General features: G+C 65.9%; 17 protein-coding genes. 10 read left to right on the top strand and 7 right to left on the bottom strand.

From position 1 onward, the window contains the following. Positions 1-480: 480 nt before the first annotated feature. A complete protein-coding gene (locus tag GVL05_RS12780) occupies positions 481-2,310 on the bottom strand; it encodes a hypothetical protein (RefSeq protein WP_123293716.1) in 1,830 nt (609 codons plus the stop codon). Beyond that, positions 2,307-3,287 (bottom strand): hypothetical protein, encoded by a 981-nt coding sequence (locus tag GVL05_RS12775; protein ID WP_131921212.1) that lies wholly within the window; start codon positions 3,285-3,287, stop codon positions 2,307-2,309. Before GVL05_RS12775 ends, GVL05_RS12780 begins: the two co-directional genes overlap by 4 nt. 373 nt (positions 3,288-3,660) lie before the next feature. Here GVL05_RS12775 and GVL05_RS12770 point away from each other — a divergent pair, with 373 nt between their 5' ends. Beyond that, positions 3,661-4,230 carry a helicase associated domain-containing protein gene (locus GVL05_RS12770; RefSeq protein ID WP_123293718.1) on the top strand — a complete coding sequence of 190 codons (570 nt, stop codon included), beginning with the start codon at positions 3,661-3,663 and terminating at the stop codon, positions 4,228-4,230. 5 nt (positions 4,231-4,235) lie between these two features. On the opposite strand, the gene GVL05_RS12765 is transcribed toward GVL05_RS12770, so the two are convergent. Then, positions 4,236-5,363, bottom strand: coding sequence for a hypothetical protein (locus tag GVL05_RS12765; RefSeq protein WP_123654333.1), 1,128 nt, complete (start codon positions 5,361-5,363; stop codon positions 4,236-4,238). Positions 5,364-5,577: 214 nt separating this feature from the next. On the opposite strand from GVL05_RS12765, the gene GVL05_RS12760 reads away from it, so the two are divergent. Then, positions 5,578-6,069, top strand: coding sequence for a hypothetical protein (locus GVL05_RS12760; RefSeq protein WP_123654332.1), 492 nt, complete (start codon positions 5,578-5,580; stop codon positions 6,067-6,069). A gap of 619 nt (positions 6,070-6,688) precedes the next feature. On the opposite strand, the gene GVL05_RS12755 is transcribed toward GVL05_RS12760, so the two are convergent. The 4 genes from GVL05_RS12755 to GVL05_RS12740 all read right to left on the bottom strand — a co-directional run bounded on the left by GVL05_RS12755 (position 6,689) and on the right by GVL05_RS12740 (position 9,789). Next, positions 6,689-7,282 carry a substrate-binding domain-containing protein gene (locus tag GVL05_RS12755; RefSeq protein ID WP_123293721.1) on the bottom strand — a complete coding sequence of 198 codons (594 nt, stop codon included), beginning with the start codon at positions 7,280-7,282 and terminating at the stop codon, positions 6,689-6,691. Positions 7,283-7,388: 106 nt separating this feature from the next. Next, positions 7,389-8,585, bottom strand: coding sequence for a permease (locus tag GVL05_RS12750; protein ID WP_200849224.1), 1,197 nt, complete (start codon positions 8,583-8,585; stop codon positions 7,389-7,391). A gap of 52 nt (positions 8,586-8,637) precedes the next feature. Continuing rightward, complete coding sequence (locus tag GVL05_RS12745; RefSeq protein ID WP_123293723.1) at positions 8,638-9,237, bottom strand: DUF305 domain-containing protein; 600 nt, start codon at positions 9,235-9,237, stop codon at positions 8,638-8,640. Between the two features lie 108 nt (positions 9,238-9,345). After that, complete coding sequence (locus tag GVL05_RS12740; RefSeq protein WP_123340876.1) at positions 9,346-9,789, bottom strand: hypothetical protein; 444 nt, start codon at positions 9,787-9,789, stop codon at positions 9,346-9,348. A gap of 358 nt (positions 9,790-10,147) precedes the next feature. Between GVL05_RS12740 and GVL05_RS12735 the strand changes: the two genes are divergently transcribed. The 8 genes from GVL05_RS12735 (at position 10,148) to GVL05_RS12700 (ending at position 15,464) form a co-directional block, all read left to right on the top strand. Further along, positions 10,148-10,654, top strand: coding sequence for a universal stress protein (locus tag GVL05_RS12735; RefSeq protein WP_123293725.1), 507 nt, complete (start codon positions 10,148-10,150; stop codon positions 10,652-10,654). Next, positions 10,651-11,397 (top strand): 2,3-diphosphoglycerate-dependent phosphoglycerate mutase, encoded by a 747-nt coding sequence (locus tag GVL05_RS12730; protein ID WP_123293726.1) that lies wholly within the window; start codon positions 10,651-10,653, stop codon positions 11,395-11,397. The genes GVL05_RS12735 and GVL05_RS12730 overlap by 4 nt, the downstream gene beginning before the upstream one ends. Continuing rightward, positions 11,394-11,897 carry a CrcB family protein gene (locus tag GVL05_RS12725; RefSeq protein ID WP_235035968.1) on the top strand — a complete coding sequence of 168 codons (504 nt, stop codon included), beginning with the start codon at positions 11,394-11,396 and terminating at the stop codon, positions 11,895-11,897. The genes GVL05_RS12730 and GVL05_RS12725 overlap by 4 nt, the downstream gene beginning before the upstream one ends. Continuing rightward, a complete protein-coding gene (locus GVL05_RS12720) occupies positions 11,894-12,265 on the top strand; it encodes a CrcB family protein (protein WP_123293727.1) in 372 nt (123 codons plus the stop codon). Before GVL05_RS12725 ends, GVL05_RS12720 begins: the two co-directional genes overlap by 4 nt. A gap of 32 nt (positions 12,266-12,297) precedes the next feature. Next, positions 12,298-12,783: an inorganic diphosphatase gene (locus tag GVL05_RS12715; RefSeq protein WP_123293728.1), complete on the top strand. Its 486-nt coding sequence runs from the start codon at positions 12,298-12,300 to the stop codon at positions 12,781-12,783. A gap of 136 nt (positions 12,784-12,919) precedes the next feature. Further along, positions 12,920-14,263 carry a phosphopyruvate hydratase gene (eno, locus tag GVL05_RS12710; RefSeq protein WP_123340877.1) on the top strand — a complete coding sequence of 448 codons (1,344 nt, stop codon included), beginning with the start codon at positions 12,920-12,922 and terminating at the stop codon, positions 14,261-14,263. A gap of 6 nt (positions 14,264-14,269) precedes the next feature. Then, a complete protein-coding gene (locus GVL05_RS12705) occupies positions 14,270-14,548 on the top strand; it encodes a hypothetical protein (RefSeq protein WP_131845087.1) in 279 nt (92 codons plus the stop codon). A gap of 166 nt (positions 14,549-14,714) precedes the next feature. After that, positions 14,715-15,464, top strand: a complete 750-nt coding sequence (locus GVL05_RS12700) for an ABC transporter permease (protein ID WP_235035967.1) — start codon at positions 14,715-14,717, stop codon at positions 15,462-15,464. The last annotated feature ends 274 nt before the right edge of the window (positions 15,465-15,738 follow it).

Genomic DNA, 15,738 nt, shown 5'->3' with positions numbered 1-15,738 from the left:
TCTTTTTAAACCAACATATTATAATCTTTAATATATTATTATTTTTTTTTTTCAAGCAGAAGACGGCATACGAGATTCCTCTACGTCTCGTGGGCTCGGAGATGGGTATAAGAGACAGGGATAGACCCAGCGCACGAGAGGAAGCCCGCGAGCCGAGCTGTCGATCAAGGTTGCCACAGTCGATCCAAGCCACGGCTCAACACCGTGAGATCCAGGTTCGAATCCATATTGAGCGTTATCGGGGTGATCCGAGTTTTCGGCGTTCGGTTTGAGACTTTTCGCGGCTGGGGGAGCTTGGTGCCGTGAAAACCGGATTGAGCACCCCGGGGACGAACTGCGAGACGTCGAATGCGACTGCACCCCTTGGCCCAAGGTGCTCTGTGCCAACGACAGCACCCCCTGCCCGACAAACGGGCAGGGGGTACCGCGGCCGGGGCGGCCGTCAGGAGGGTCGATGTTCAGTTCGGAGCGAGCAGTGCGCTACGCGATGAGTCTGAGTTGCTCTATCTCTGCAAGTCGGTTGAACGGGTTGCGACGATCGTGCTCTTCGACCGTGAGGCTTTCGAGGCCGGGCTCGAAGAGCGCGGCGCTCGAGCGGTTCATGCGGTTCATCCCACGGAGAGCGAGGCGGGCCTTGAGCCAGTCGATGATGCGGGAGATGTTGGCGCTCGCTGCTGCCATGGCGCCGGCCATCTCGACGATCCAGGGGCCACGCATGCGTCGCTTCATCGGAACCCCGAGCGCCTCGCGGTCCGCGTCCTTGAGACACGAATTGCCGTTCTCGACGTTGTTACGCTTGCCGAACCAGGCGCGCCACACATCGGACTTGTACTCGTACTCCTGACCGTACTTGAGGTGGTTCTGGTTCTTGTCGCCGTTCTTGTCGCTGAGAACCCCAGGGACTTTCACGGTCTTGCCCGGGATGACAACGTCGATCCAGGTGTCGGACTCTGCGTCGTAGACCTTCGGGTCGGTGAACTCCGGGTAGGAGTACTGGCGCGCGCCGGTGGCGTCGTAACCGCTACGGGGGATGAGCCGGTAGCGGGAGCGCTCCTTGCGGCGCTGACGGAGAAGCGCATGGGCTTCGTCTCGAAGTATGGAACGCTCGGCCTCGGGCTTGCTCGTGATGGTCTTGAGGTAGTCGAGGTAGGTCTTCTCGGCGTCGATGAGGGCGGCTGGCATGAACCGCAGGTGCCAGCTACCCGTGACCATGACCAGGTTGTGCCGGCCATCGGCGCTTGCGTAGAACGCTTGCTGACCGAGCTCTTCTTCCTCGTTCTTGTAGTCCATGACGACCTTGACGCCTGCTTGCGCGAGAGGGCGCTGCAAGTCCTCGGGCTTCGCTCCTGGGAAGTAGGCGCGGTCGCCGACAACGGTCTTGATGGGGTGACCGCGTTCGACGGCAGACTGGTAGAGGAACAAGCCGTGCCCTGTGAGAGCGCCAGGCTTGTGACCGCTGGTCGAGAGAAAGAGCAGGGGATAGCTCGCCTCAGTCTCGTTCGGGTCGCGGGTCATGACCGCGTACTCGAGCTCCCATCCGAACGCGTACTTATCGCCACCGTCATGGTCAGGGTCGTGGCTGCCCTGGCGGCCGTACCAACCGCAGTCGTAGTTCGTGGAGACCTTGTCGCCCGGCTTGATGTTTTTGGCACTCTTCTGCTTGCCCGAGACTTCCGCGAATGTGGCATCGATGGCAATCGCGCCCTTGAATCGCCGGCGAACTTCACGGTTGAGGAACTGGACAGATCCTTCGATCAGCTGGTTCGTGAGTTCGAGCATGCGGGCTGCGCGCTTCGCCATCTCCACCGGGTCGCGCAGCTCCGCAATGGCCGCCGCGCGTTCTGCGTCGGTCATAGTGTTGCGGCGAGGGCCGGGGTGTCGGTCGATGAGCTTCCGGAGCCGCTTGATTGCCTCCCAGATGCGGCGGTAGAGGGTGTCCTGGTGTGGGGTGAACTTCAGGATGCCGATTGCTTCACGCTGTGACGTCGTCAGGGACATCGCGACTTCCGTCATCTGCTGGATGCTGACGCTCCGCCGAGCTCGCATCGTGATGAACATCAGCATGAGCACGGAGGTCTCCGACATCAACGCCTTCCGGCCTCGGTCGGATGTCCGGTCTTCCGCTTTCCAGCGCTCGATGCGCGCTCGAATGCACGCTCTGTCGAACAGGCGGACGGTCTCGAACGTCGCCAGCTCAAGGGGGAAGGCCTGACCGATGCGGATGTATGTCGACATCTTCATGCCGAAGTCGTCCTGCATCCACCGTTCGGCGTCGTCGAAGTCGTGATGCTTCGGCTTCGGCGCGGTCATCGTGCGACCTCCGCACGGAGCTGACGACGGTAGGAAGCAGTGTCGGGCGCGGGAACGTGGGCGACGAGCTGGTCGAGGTGCTCGAACTTCGTGACACCGGCGGCGGTCATCAGGGCACGCATGTTGGTGCCGGCGATGAGGTGGGTGATGAGCCACGTGTTCCGCATGCGGGTGGTGACGGGGTCTGGCTCGTTGCCACGATCGGTGTCGTAGAGAAACGTGGTGAGCGTGCTGATGCCGTGCTTGACGCGCTTCGGGGATCCGAACACCCAGTGCTCCGGCTCGACCTCGGCGATGGAGTTGAGCAGGAGCGTTTCGAAGCGGGCCAGGAGCGGAACGGTCCGGGCTCCCGGGTTGACAGTGACGAGGACACCGCCGGCGTCAGCGAGGATGTCGCGGCGGCGGGTCTGGAGGAGCTCGTTCGCTTTGAGCCCCGCTCCAGTGCAGAGTGCGAGGACGACGCCGGCGCTGCGGCGCCGCGCCGCGGTCGACTGGCCCGTCGCCCAGCTCTCGAGGAGGTGCAGGTCTAGGTCGTCGTAGGGTGCTGCGGTGTTCTGCGGAGTCGTCGGTGCGAACTTCAGCGGCACCTCGCCGACGAGGACCTCGGACATGCGCATCAGAGAGGACCGGTATGTGCGACGCGTGGTGTCCGACCAGGTGACGTCGGTGCGGGTGATGTAGCGCCGGATGATGACGGGGTGGAACACGACGGCGGTCTTCGCCGGGTATCCGTTGACGTTAACGACCCAGTCGACGAACGGTGCCGCAATGACGATGAGTCGGTCGGCGGGCTGAGCAATGGACGCTGCCGCCTCGGCGACTGCGCTGACCACGAATTCCCGGACAACGTCCCATCGGTCCTCCGCGAACGTCGGAACGTACTTCACCGGTGTTCCTCCGCGCGTGAGGAACGACAGGAGGGCGCGCAGCATCGCGGTGATGTACTGACGCGGTGACCGGGGGATCTGGCTAGGCATGCCCGGCCTATGCAGGCGAAGTGGGATGAGCTGTGGGAACGCGTCCCAGATTTTGATCTCGCTGCCGTCCGATCCGCATGCCCGCGCGGATCTGCCGGGGTTGCCGCGCATGCGAACGGTCGCGTCACCCCGGGCGTGTCGCCGCTTGCCAGCGCATGCGGCGTCAGCGTCGGCGTCGTACGCGTGACGCTGGCCATGTGCATGCGATCCGGGCGGCTCTCTGCTTCGGGGACTCAGAAAACGTAGTGATCTTCGCGGCCGGATTGGTCCTGTTTGCGGACCCCGCTCGTCTGCGACCCGCGCGTCCTCCAAGATCACGCCCGTTCCGCGCATACCCCCTCCGAGGCCGACCGCCGGCCTCGGAGAGGACCACATGCCCACCCCGACCACGGCGCTCGCAGCGCTCCACGGCGAGTATGCCGACCACGCAGCGCAGCCAGCCCTGACGCTCACCCTCGACCAGCGGCGCGGCGTTGCGTTCTACCTGGCCGACACCGATGACGCCGTCGAGGTCGAACCTTTCGTGCGACGCTGGATCGACCGAGTGCACGACCTTGACGACTTCGTCGGCAGGCGCGGACGGATGCCCCGCGCCGACTCGACCCGTCCGCGCCCTGCCACCGCCGAGCAGAGCCTCGTCGACGCCCTCACCTACTTCCGGCAGGTCGGCGCTGCGGGTGGCTACTGCTCGTACCAGGTTCGACGACTTGAAGCGGTGCCGGGGTTCGCCTGGAACCCCCGGGACGCGCAGTGGTCCGCGATGCTCGCCGCGCACCAGCAGTTCTGGGCTGATCATCAGCGACCGCCGCGTCGTCGCGCGGCCGACCAGACGGAGGTGACGATCGGACGGTGGGTCGCCCAGCAACGAGCCCAGCACGCCCGCGGCCGCCTGCTGCCGGAACGCGAGCAGCAGCTCCGGGCGGCTCGGTTCCGTGTCCTCTGAAGGCGTTACCGAACTTCGCGGGCCTCGGCGAGGATCCGTCGACGGTGCTCGGAAGCGTTCATCGTCGGAATGTGCCGGAGGGACGTGACCAAGTGCTCGGGCTTGCGCAGTCCGCCGGCAGCCATGAGTTCGGCGGCGTGCGTGCCGGCAGCAAGGTGCGTGGTGATCCAGGTAGCGCGCATTCGCGTCGGGACTGGCTTCGGTTCGTTGCCGAAGTCGGTGTGGTTGATGAACGGTGTGACGAAGTTGTAGGTCGTTTTCTTGTTCGACCCGCCGAGTACCCATGCGTTGTCCGGCACGTCCGTGAGGGAGTCGATGAGGAGCTGCTCCCATCGTTCGAGCACGGGCACCAACCTCGGCGTTCCGCCCTGTACGTTGACGAGCGCTCCGTCACGGTCAACGTGCACGTCGCTGCGTCGAAGGTGCTGCATCTCCCACGGGTCCAGCCCAGCACCTGCACCTAGGGCAAGGACCGCGCCAGCACCTCGACGTCGCAGTGCCGTTGACTGCCCCCGCGCCCAGGACTCGAGCAGGTTCAGTTCGAGGTCGGTGTACGGGGCTGTGACGGACTGCCCGTTCAACGGCGCAAACTCGATCGGACCTTCGTGGGGGAGGACGACCTCCGAGATCCGGAGCAGGAAGGACCGGTAATCGCGGCGTGTCTTGTCCTTGAGGTTGAGGTCGTCGCGGGAGATGTACCGGCGGATCAGCACCGGGTGGAACACGTTGGCGACCTTCTGCATCCCGTTGACGTGCACGACCCAGTCGACGTATGGAGTCACCGCGACCATGAGCCGTTCAGCAAGGTACGCGCACGCGGGCGCGACGAGTGCGACAGCGTCCAGTACGAACGGCTCGATGCTGGCCCACCTGTCGGCGGGAACCGACTGGCTCCGATACTTCCGCATCGCGTGAAGGGGCTCCGGGCGAAGCTGCGCGACAAGAGTCCCCTTGTCTGCGTTCGAGCTTCTGGCCCCGAGCGTTGAGTCCCCGAGGCTGAGCGGCTCGCGTTCCCAACATTGGATGTGCGAGCAGTGCTCGACGGGACCTTGACGTGGGAACGGACGACCGAAGGCGGCGCCCATCGGTCGCCCCAGGGCGGTCGCGGACGCGACAGACTCCTGGTTCGGCATGACAAGGTGCTCGGTTGAACTCGGTGAGCGGAGCGCCGCTCGAACGGCGGCAGGGAGCGAAGGCATGCCACGGCTATGCCTGACGGCCTCACCCTGACGTAAGGAACGCCGAGAAGAAGATCGACCAGGTCTCGAGGGACGGGTGCTCGGCGCCTTTCCCGGCTGGTTCGGGCGTGCCGGCATAGCTCCAGGACTACGACTCCTGGAGGGCCCCTTGGACTACCGCACCGCCACCCGTGAAGAACGAGCCGCCGAGTTCATCGACTTCGCGACGAAGCTGCACAAAGGCCGATACGACTACGCGCACGTCGAACGCAGCTACGTCAACGGCGATACCAAGGTCACCATCATCTGCCCCGACCACGGGCCCTTCGAGCAAACCCCGCGCGAGCACCGCCGAGTCCGCGAAACGCCCTGGGGCCCGCAGCGTGGCCAGGGATGCCGGGACTGCAAGGGCTTCCGCAACGCCAACCAGGAGTTGCGCACGCAGCGTTTCATCCAATGTGCAACCAACCGGCACGGCGACAAGTACGACTACGCGAAGGTCGTCTTCATCGACCAGAAGACTTACGTCACGGTGATCTGCCCGCTCCATGGGGACTTCCAGGAACGCCCCGACAATCATGTGGCGGAGGGCTCGGTCGGCTGCAAAGACTGCCATCGCCTTGCCCGAAGGGCAGGCCGTTCGAAGACGAAGCGGAAGTAGGTCAACGGCGTGCATCCGACTTGTTGCACCACTGACGCGCTAGTCCGTTCTCGGCCGGAGCCACTTCCACCTTGAGTGAGCACGGGAGCTTCGTGGAGCTCAACACCATCACGGTGGCGTTCCACGGGATGTTCTCGCGGTTCGCCGCTACCTCGTTACTCGATCGTGTTGTCGGTCGAGTCCAGATCGTGTCTCCCTGCACCAGATCATGTCGTTTCTTGCCCCGGCGACGAGCTTCGTGACAGTGTTTAATACTCCAGCCGCGATGGTCTTGATTGTCGTCCGCCGAGCAACCGTGATTGTTCGCGGAAACGGTCGCCTGCTCACCGAGGATGTCGCGAGGACCGTTCGGCGACAGGCTCTGCGCGCAACCGCCTCGTTTGAGGGTGGGACTTTCGTCGGCGTCCTCCCCAGTTGGTCTGCCCGCCTAGGGGTCGGTCTGATCGGCGGAGGCCGTTCGTCTCGGCGGAGGGGACCGAGTCGTTCGAGGATCGGAAGTAGCAGCCGAACTGAAGCGTCGGCGAGACCGACGTTGACGGGCCGATGATGATGCGTCAAGGGTCCGAGCGTCGGGCAGCGTGCGACGTGCCGCGGGGCGAGGTCACCGCCGATGCCGCAGCTATGTGGTTGCGCCCTCTACGACCCTGATGTCGAGGTGGAGATCCGATTCCTGCATCGGCTCGCCCGTCAGCGCGGCTAGGAACCCGGCGACCGTGAGGTGGGCGGCCTCGGATGCTGGGTAGTCGATCGTCGTCAGGCGGGGCACGATGACTTGCGAGATCGGCGTGTTATCCATGCCGATCAGAGCGATATCCTGCGGAACCTGGCGGCCCCGAGTGGTTGCCGCCGACAGAAGTGCGGTCGCAACGTCATCGTTGTAACAGGCGATCCCGACGGGAGCCGACGGGAGAGCGTCCAGGGCGACCAACGCCTCATCTCGGTCCACGCCGAGGCGCACGATCGTCGGTTCAGGCAAGCCCTGGTCTCGACACTCGTCGCGAATCCCCGACTCGCGCTCGTCGCCGAAGACGTCCTGGCGTGCGTCGCGGAGGCGGGCGAAGGCGATGGTGCGATGCCCTCTCTCGACAAGGTGACGCACCTGAAGCCTGCCGATCTCTTGATTGGCTCCGCTGTCCGTGTTGATCGGGGAAGATGCGATGAACTGTACCCCTCGCGAACGCATGATCTCCTGCTCCTTGGCGGAGAAGGGCATGAAGGACAGGACGCCGCGGGGGTTCGCATGTGGCTGGGAACGCTTTGTGGCGTGATTCCGACAATGCTGTGTGGCCTAGCTTGCCCTGTCGGCGTGGCCGGTCGGGTCAGGGCTGGCTGTGCTTGGCGTTTGCCTGGTCGTGGGTATCGGGGTGGTCACTCATCATGCGGAGCATGGGCCATGAGCCGCTGCGGGTGAAGACGACGAGCAGGAACGCCGCGACGAGCAGGAACACGATGTTGAGCCAGGTGGTGTAGTTCCAGCTGATCGAGGTCGTCACGATGGTGAGGTGCCGGTTCGTGGGGATAAGGTGCAGCGGGGTGAAGAGCAGTTCGACGGCGTAGCCGGCGAGGACCATGGCGCCGTAGAAGATCCCGGTGATGCGGAGGGCTGCTTTCCAGCCGTAGTACTTCCGGTAGATGATGATGATCGGGATGATGATCAGGTCGGCGAAGATGAAGCTGATCACACCGCCGAAGCTGATCCCACCGTTCCAGAGGACCGCTGCGAGGGGGACGTTGCCGACGGAGCAGACGAAGCTCACCATCGCCAGGATCGGTCCGATGAGCGGGTCGATCAGGAACGCGAGCGTCGGGTGTCCCTCGAGGAACAGTGCTTGCAGCCACGCCTTCGGGACCCAGGCGTCGAAGGCGCCGGCGATGAGTAGGCCGATGACGATGTCGCGGATGACGGATGCCCAGTCCATGACGAAGTACTGCGACACGCTCGTGAGCCCGGGCCTCGAGAACAGTCGCCGCCAGAAGCCCTGGTCGCCCTGCACGGACATGTCCATGGCTGCGTGGCCCTCCATCGCGCCGGCGAGGCCCTTGTCGGCCTGTTCGCGGGCGGCGTCGACGATCTTCCCGCGCATCCAGAGCCGGAACCCGAGGGCGATGAGGATGATCATCAGCGGTCCGCCGACGAACTCCGCTGCGGTGAACTGCCAGCCCATGACGAACGCGAGGATCAGACCGAGCTCGACGACGAGGTTCGTGGAGGCGACCTCGAACGCCATGGCCGACGACAGGCTCGCGCCCTTGCGGAAGAGCGCCCGTGCGAGGGCGACGGCGGCGTAGGAGCAGGACGAGGACAGTGCGCCCAGGCCGGTTGCGACGCTGATCGCTCGGGGGGAGTCGTCGCGCATGAGCTTGGTGATCTGGTCGGTGCGGACGACGGCTTGGATGATGCCGGAGAGGGTGAAGCCGAGGATGAGGGGCCAGAGGATCTCCCACCCCATCGAGCCGGCTGCTACTAGGGCGTCACCGACTGCGTTGATCACGAACATATACACCTGCTTCTTCACGTCGCGGGCATATTCTGCCGCGACAGGGTGGTCACGAACGGGGAAGAACCGGTCACTTGGACGCGAGCATGTCCTTCATCTGCGTGATCTGCTCGGTCTGGCTCGACACGATTGACTTCGCCATCGCGACCGCGTCGGTGTTCTTGCCCTTGTCGACTTCGCTCCTGGCCATATCGACGGCGCCCTCGTGGTGCTGGACCATCTGCTGCAGGAACAGCTTCCCGGCGTCCTTCGCGGATGCCTGGTCAAGGTCGGTCATGTCGGAATCGGACATCATCCCGGACATGGAGTGCCCCGACCCAGGGTGCTCCGACTCCGTGGGCTCACCCCAGCCCTGCAGCCAGCTGGTGAGCTGAGTGATCTCCGGACCCTGCTCGGCCTTGATCTGCTTCGCCAGGGTGGCGACGTTGGGGTCAACACCGTCGCCCTTGGCGAGGAGCACGTCGCTCATCTCGACGGCCTGCTCGTGGTGCGGCAGCATCATCTGCGCGAACATCACGTCCTGGTCGTTGTGCGCCGACGCGGCCGATCTCGACGAGGCGGACGAGCCCGCGTCGGAGCTGCTGTTGTTGGTGGAGCAGCTCGCGAGGGTCAGGCCGAGGGTGAGCGAGGCGGCGATCGCGAGGATGCGCGTGGTCGTGGTGGTGTGCATGGAAGGTCCGTTCCCGTGTATGCGTCAATTGGTCCGGGCAGGCGGATGCCTCCCGGTTCTGGGCATGCGGGAGCCGCCCTGCGGCGGTGTGGTCCCGCAGGGGGAGGATCAGATGCGGATGATCTGCAGTGCCGTCAGTGACGGTGGTTTCGGTGCTGCGATGTGGCGCGGCAGCCGGTCAGCCAGCGCAAGCAGTCGCGACAGCAGCGCGAGGACGCCGCCGGTCCGTGCGCGCACTAGCGCCCATGCGAACAGGGCGATCGTCAGCGCGCACGCCATCCCCATCAGCGAGCACATCAGCGCGCACAGGCCGCTGTCACAGCCGGCGTCGGTGAGGACCGTCAGCACCGCGGCCGCGGGAGCGGCATGCTCCCCGTGGCGGTTTGCGACGGCATGGACGTGCTCGGTGGTGGCGGCGGGAGCTGCCATCGGGTGCTCGTGGCCGGCCATCGTGTGCATCAGGACCGTGAACCCGACCAGCAGCAGCAGCGCCAACGTCGCTACGGCCTGCAACAGCAGCCGGCGACGCGGGGAGGCGGTGGTGGTGAGCATCAGTCTTTCGATCAGGTCGGTGAGTGTCGGAGTGTCGAGCTGCAGCGTTGAGCACGTCACAGTGCAAGGTAGATTTAATGGCACTGTACCCCCTGGGGGTATGTGCTGTCTGTGGCGGCTGGGTGATTGATCAGCACAGGGGTATGCGTCGCGTGGCCGTACCGTTCAGAGGCCGTACCCCTTCCGCAGAAGCCGGAGGGACTTTCCTGTCGTGGTGCGTGGTGCGTGGTGGTGGGTGCATACTGGTGGTGTCTTCGGACCCGGTAGTGGGGCTTGCCGGACCCAACCTCGACACCTGTCGACAACAGTCCCTATCTCAGCACGGCGCGCGTCAGCGTGCCCGAGATAGGGAGAAGACATGGTCGAGGCAGACTCCGCCCGCACGATCGTTGCCGGCGTACAGTCCGGGCAGGTAGAGAGCGTTGTCGGCGTTGCCACGCTGATCGCGAAGCATTTCGGTGCGTCGGTAGTGTGTGTTGCGGTGGATCCGGCGCTGCTGAACGCAGGAACTCGTCGGGACGGTTCGGAGATCATCGAACCGATCGATCCGGACACGGCGGACACCGAACCGCAGCAGCTGCCCGACCGCGACGTCGCCGTCATCCACGATCTCGCTGCAGCACGGTCGGTCCGGGTGGAGATCCTCACTCGGGTTGGAGATCCAAGCCGGGCGTTGGCGGCGGTGGCGGAGCAACGTGACGCGGTAATGATCGTCGTCGGGTCGCAGACGGGCCGACGCCGGGTTGCGGAGTTCTTGAACGGTTCCGTCGCCGCCCGCCTGACGCACCAGCAGCACCGTCCCGTCGTGGTCGTCCCACACGCTCCGGTCGGGTTCGAGAGCGCCCTGCCGTGGGATGCGTCGTGACGGGCCGGCTGGTGCTGCTGCGCCACGGGGAAAGCACCGCGAACCGGGCCGGCACCTTCACCGGCCTCCGCGACGAACCGTTGACCGTCGAGGGTGTCCAGCAAGCCGTGACCGCGGGGCGGCTCCTGCAGGCAGCAGGCATCTTGCCGGACCAGGTGCTCACGTCGACGCTGCAACGCACCGTGCACACTGCGGAACTGGTCCTCGACACCCTCGGCATCGCCATCCCGACGGAGAAGGTCTGGCAGCTCAACGAACGCAACTACGGCGCACTCACCGGGATGACCAAGACCGATGCCCGCCGAACGCTCGGCGACGACGAATACACCCGAATCCGCAGGTCCCGGAACGGCGCACCACCGGCGATGTCCCTGCAAGTGTGGACGGCGCTGCGGTCAAGTTCCGCGCTGCGCGACCTGTCAGACGCTGCCCTCCGACGCACCGAGGCCCTCTCCGATGTCATCGATCGGGTCCGACCCGTGCTGCAGGACCGACTTCTACCGATGGTGCGGTCGGGTCGGAGCGTCCTCGTCGTCGCGCACGGCAACTCGCTCCGCGCCATGTGCGCGTGCATCGACGACCTCACGGAGCCGGAACTGCACGCACTGAACCTGCCCACGGGGCAGCCGCTGCAGTATGAGCTTACGCCGACGGGTGCTCTCGTCCCGCGTGGTGGGGCGTTCCTGGATCCGGTAGCAGCGCACCACGCCGCGGCGCTGGTCGCGGCAGAAGGCGGAACATGACCACCCGAACGGACACCCCGATGCCCGATGATCAGCTCCCCTCCGACCCGGATGTGGACGTCTCCGACCCCGCAACGGCCATGCGGCCCGTGCACCTGCGGTGGCGGTACGTCGGCCTCGTCGCGGTCGGTGGCACGGTCGGCACACTCCTGCGCGACGTGATCAGTGCGCTGCTCCCAGCAGACGGCGGGGTGAGCTGGTCGATCTTCTGGATCAACATCAGCGGAGCGCTGCTGCTCGGGGTGCTCCTGGAAGCGTTGGCGCATCGCGGTCCCGACGCGGGCCGCCGCCGTGTCCTGCGTCTGCTGCTCGGCACGGGAGTGCTCGGCGGCTTCACCACCTACAGCACCCTCGCTGAGTCCACCGCCGCACTGTTCCTCACCGGCCACGGTCTCGCCGGCACCGGGTACGCGCTACTGACCGTCATAGCCGGTGCGATCGCGACCGCGGTCGGACTGGTGGTCGCCGGCTGGTTCCGCCCCCGGACGGTGTCCGCATGAACGCCGGCATCCTCCTCGCGGTCGCGGCCGGTGGCGGCGTGGGCGCTGCCGGCCGGTTCCTCCTCGACGGGCTGATCAACACCGGCCGGGAGTTCCGGCTCCCCGTCGGCACGTTGACGATCAACATCACCGGGTCGCTGCTGCTCGGGCTCATCGTCGGCGCCGCCAGTCACCTCGGCGCAGCCCCCGTGGCGGTGCTCGGCACCGGGGTGATGGGCGGCTACACCACGTTCAGTACCGCCAACTTCGAAACGGTCCGCCTCGCCCGCAGCGGCCGGATCACCGCCGCAGCCGTCAACGGTCTCGGGATGCTCGTCCTCTCGGTCGCGGCAGCCATCGCCGGCATCCTCCTTGGCGGTCTGCTGTGACCGCCACCCCACATCCTGGAACGGGCCTTCCCATGCTGTTCGACGTCACGATCGAGGTTCCCCGCGGCAGCGGCAACAAGTACGAAGTCGACCACACCACCGGCCGGATCCGGCTCGACCGGGCCGTGTTCACCAGCATGGTGTTCCCCCAGGACTACGGCTCCATCGATGACACGCTCGGCGATGACGGCGACCCCCTCGACGCGCTCGTGCTGCTGCCCCGACCGACGTTCCCGGGCGTCGTCATCACGGTCCGGCCGATCGGGATGCTCCGCATGGTCGACGAGAACGGCGGCGACGACAAGATCCTCGCCGTCCCCGCCGGCGACGACCGGTTCGAAGACCTGCAGGACATCAGCGACGTCCCGGAGCACACCCTCATCGAGATCGAGCACTTCTTCTCCCACTACAAGGAGATCGAACACGGCAAGCACGTCACCACCAACGGGTGGGCCAACCGTCCTGCTGCCGAAGCCGTCATCCGCACCGCACAGGAAGCCCACACCCGACACCCGTGATCCACGGGCCCCTTGACCGCCGCGGGGAGGCACTGGCGCTGAGTGATCGCCAGCAGGTCGTCCCCTCCGCCTCCCCGCGGCTTTCCCTTCCATCCGCACGACCACGACGCATGACCCGACCAGAAGGAGCGTCACCATGAACGACTACATCAGCGGCATCCACCACCACGGAGCCCACCAGGGCGAGTACGTCACCCACCGCGACCACCCCGTCACCATCGACGCCGTCCACGGCACCCGCATCCTCGACTCCCGCGGCTACCCGACCGTCCGCGTCCTGCTCGAACTCGACGACGGCCGCACCGTCACCGGCGACGCCCCCGCGGGCGCATCCACCGGCGCCCACGAAGCCGTCGAGCTCCGCGACGGCGGAACAGCGTTCGGTGGCCGCGACATCACCCAGGCGCTCCACCTGATCAACACCGACATCGCGGGCCTGCTCACCGGCCGGTCCTGGTCCGCGATCGGACAGGTCGACGCCGCCCTCGCCGAACTCGACGGCACCACCGGGTACCGCCGGCTCGGCGCGAACAGCGTCGTCGCAACCTCCATCGCCGCCTCCCGGGCCCTCGCACACGCCGCGGACCTCCCACTCTGGCAGTGGATCGCCGAGATCACCGGCTCGACGCCGCGGATGCCGGTCCCGCACTTCAACGTCCTCAACGGCGGCGCGCACGCAGCGAACAAGCTGGACTTCCAGGAGTTCATGATCGCCCCCGTCAACGCCTCAACGATGGCCGACGCTGTCCGCATCGGCGCGGACGTCTACCACGCCCTCGCGGGCCTGGTACGGGACCGGTTCGGTAGCCTCGGCCTCGGCGACGAGGGCGGCTTCGCACCATCGATCGCTGCACCCGAGGAAGCGCTCGACCTGCTGGTCACCGCGATCCGCGCCGCAGGCTACGAGCCGGGCGTCGACCAGGTGGCGATCGCCCTCGATCCGGCCGCGAACGAGTTCTCCCTCGGAGACGGCTCGTACCGGATGCTCGACGACAGCCTCGACCGGGACGGGCTGGTCGACTACTACCGGCAGCTCATCGACACGTACCCGATCCGCAGCATCGAAGACGGGTTCGCTGAGGACGACCATGAGGGGTTCCGCCGCATGCAAGCGGCGCTCGGTGACCGGATCCAGACCGTCGGCGACGACCTCTACGTCACCGACCCCCAGCGCATCCGCGACGGCGGCGAGCAACACCTGACGAACGCGGCACTGATCAAGCCGAACCAGATCGGTACGGTCTCCCAGACCCTCGGTGCGATCGCCACCGCCACCAGCATCGGGATGGCCAGCATGGTCTCCCACCGTTCCGGGGAGACCACGGACACGTTCATCGCCGACCTCGTCGTCGGAACCGGTACTGGGCAGATCAAGTCGGGCGCACCCGCCCGCGGGGAACGGGTCGCAAAGTACAACCGGCTCACCGAAATCGCCGAGCAGCACCCGGGACTGCCCTACGGCTTGATCGGGCAGCGGTGAGCGACAATGCAGCGCATCGTGAAATGGTCTCCAGTGGAGACGCATCAGTACGGGTGGGACCGAAGCGCACCAGCAGATGACTGGATGGCATCCGATGTTGACGCGCACCATGTGGAGTGGTTCGACGTAGACGTGAACCATCTTGTGCAGGTCCCGGCGCTGCAGCAGGCGCTCACGCGCGATGGTCAGATCGGTACGATCCGGGAGATGACGCACGAGATGCGTGATGGGCAACGCATCTTCATCTTTCTCGTCGACTTTGGCAGACAGGGCGGTGACCAATAGTCGGCATGCTCCCGGCGATCCGGCGGACCGAATCAACGATGCTCAGGCGGGCGGTCCTGCCCGAGGGCAAGGGGACGCGCGCCTTGGCCGGACACACCTTCTTTTCTTCCCGATCTGGGTACGCCTGCAACCTGAGCGCGTGGCGGCCGCCGGTGGAAGGAGCGAGTTGATCAATTCCGATGAAGCCGTCCGCACTCTCGTCGGCGTGGTCACTCTCGTCGGTGTTACGGCGGCGGTGTTGCTGGCAGTGCGCGCACCCTCACCGTGGGCTCCAGCATTCGCAGTTGGGCGGGGGGTGTTGCAGTTGGCTGCGATCAGCGTGCTGCTGACAGGGATCATCCGCTCGCCGGCGCTGATCACCATCGCGCTCTTGGTGATGTTCACGGTCGCGGCCATTACCTCAGCTCGACGGCTCGGCACGCTCCGCGCTCGCATTGTCCCAGTCGCGACGTGCATGGCTGCAGGAATCATGGTCGCCGGCGTACTCGTCTTCGGAACCGGGGCCATCGCGCTCACCCCGCGATACGTTCTCGCGATCGGAGGCATCGTGATCGGGAACACAATGACGATCTCGACCTTATCCGGAAGGCGATTCGTCGAACTCGTCGATGACCGATGGGACGAAGTCGAAGGGTGGCTCGCCCTTGGAGCGCAGCCACGGCAGGCCACCGTCGACCAGGTCCGCCGAGCGATCGGCGCAGCATTGGTGCCAACAGTGGACCAGACGAAAACGACCGGGCTGGTCACGCTTCCCGGAGCGTTCGTCGGCGCGGTCTTCGGTGGGGTTTCGCCCATCGAGGCCGGACGATTCCAGATCGTCGTCCTCGCCGTCATCATCGGCGCTGGCAGCATCGTGGCCACCGCACTCACCGCCTGGCTCGCTCCCGTTGCAACCCGCCCCACGCGACCACGCTGACACCCGGAAATCCCGCGCGGCACCGGCAGCCGGCACAGAGGAAACTCAGTCCGCCGCCGCCCCTTCCTCCCGACGCAGGTTCGCTCGAGTGAACCCCGGCCCGGTTCCGCCGAGCTGACACCACGACACGGACCAGTGCACCGTGCCGACCAGTGCACCGTGCCGATGATGCTCGGTGGCATGGAAGTCGCCCGCTGCGCGTCGCAACCGCCGCCGCACACAACACGCCGTTGTGTGGTCACAACCGAATCTCCGTTGCCGACCGCCCGAGCGG

Source organism: Curtobacterium sp. 18060, assembly GCF_902706105.1.
GTDB lineage: Bacteria > Actinomycetota > Actinomycetes > Actinomycetales > Microbacteriaceae > Curtobacterium.
The sequence above is the reverse complement of the archived record's forward strand: the minus strand, read 5'-3'. Positions and strand labels throughout refer to the sequence as shown.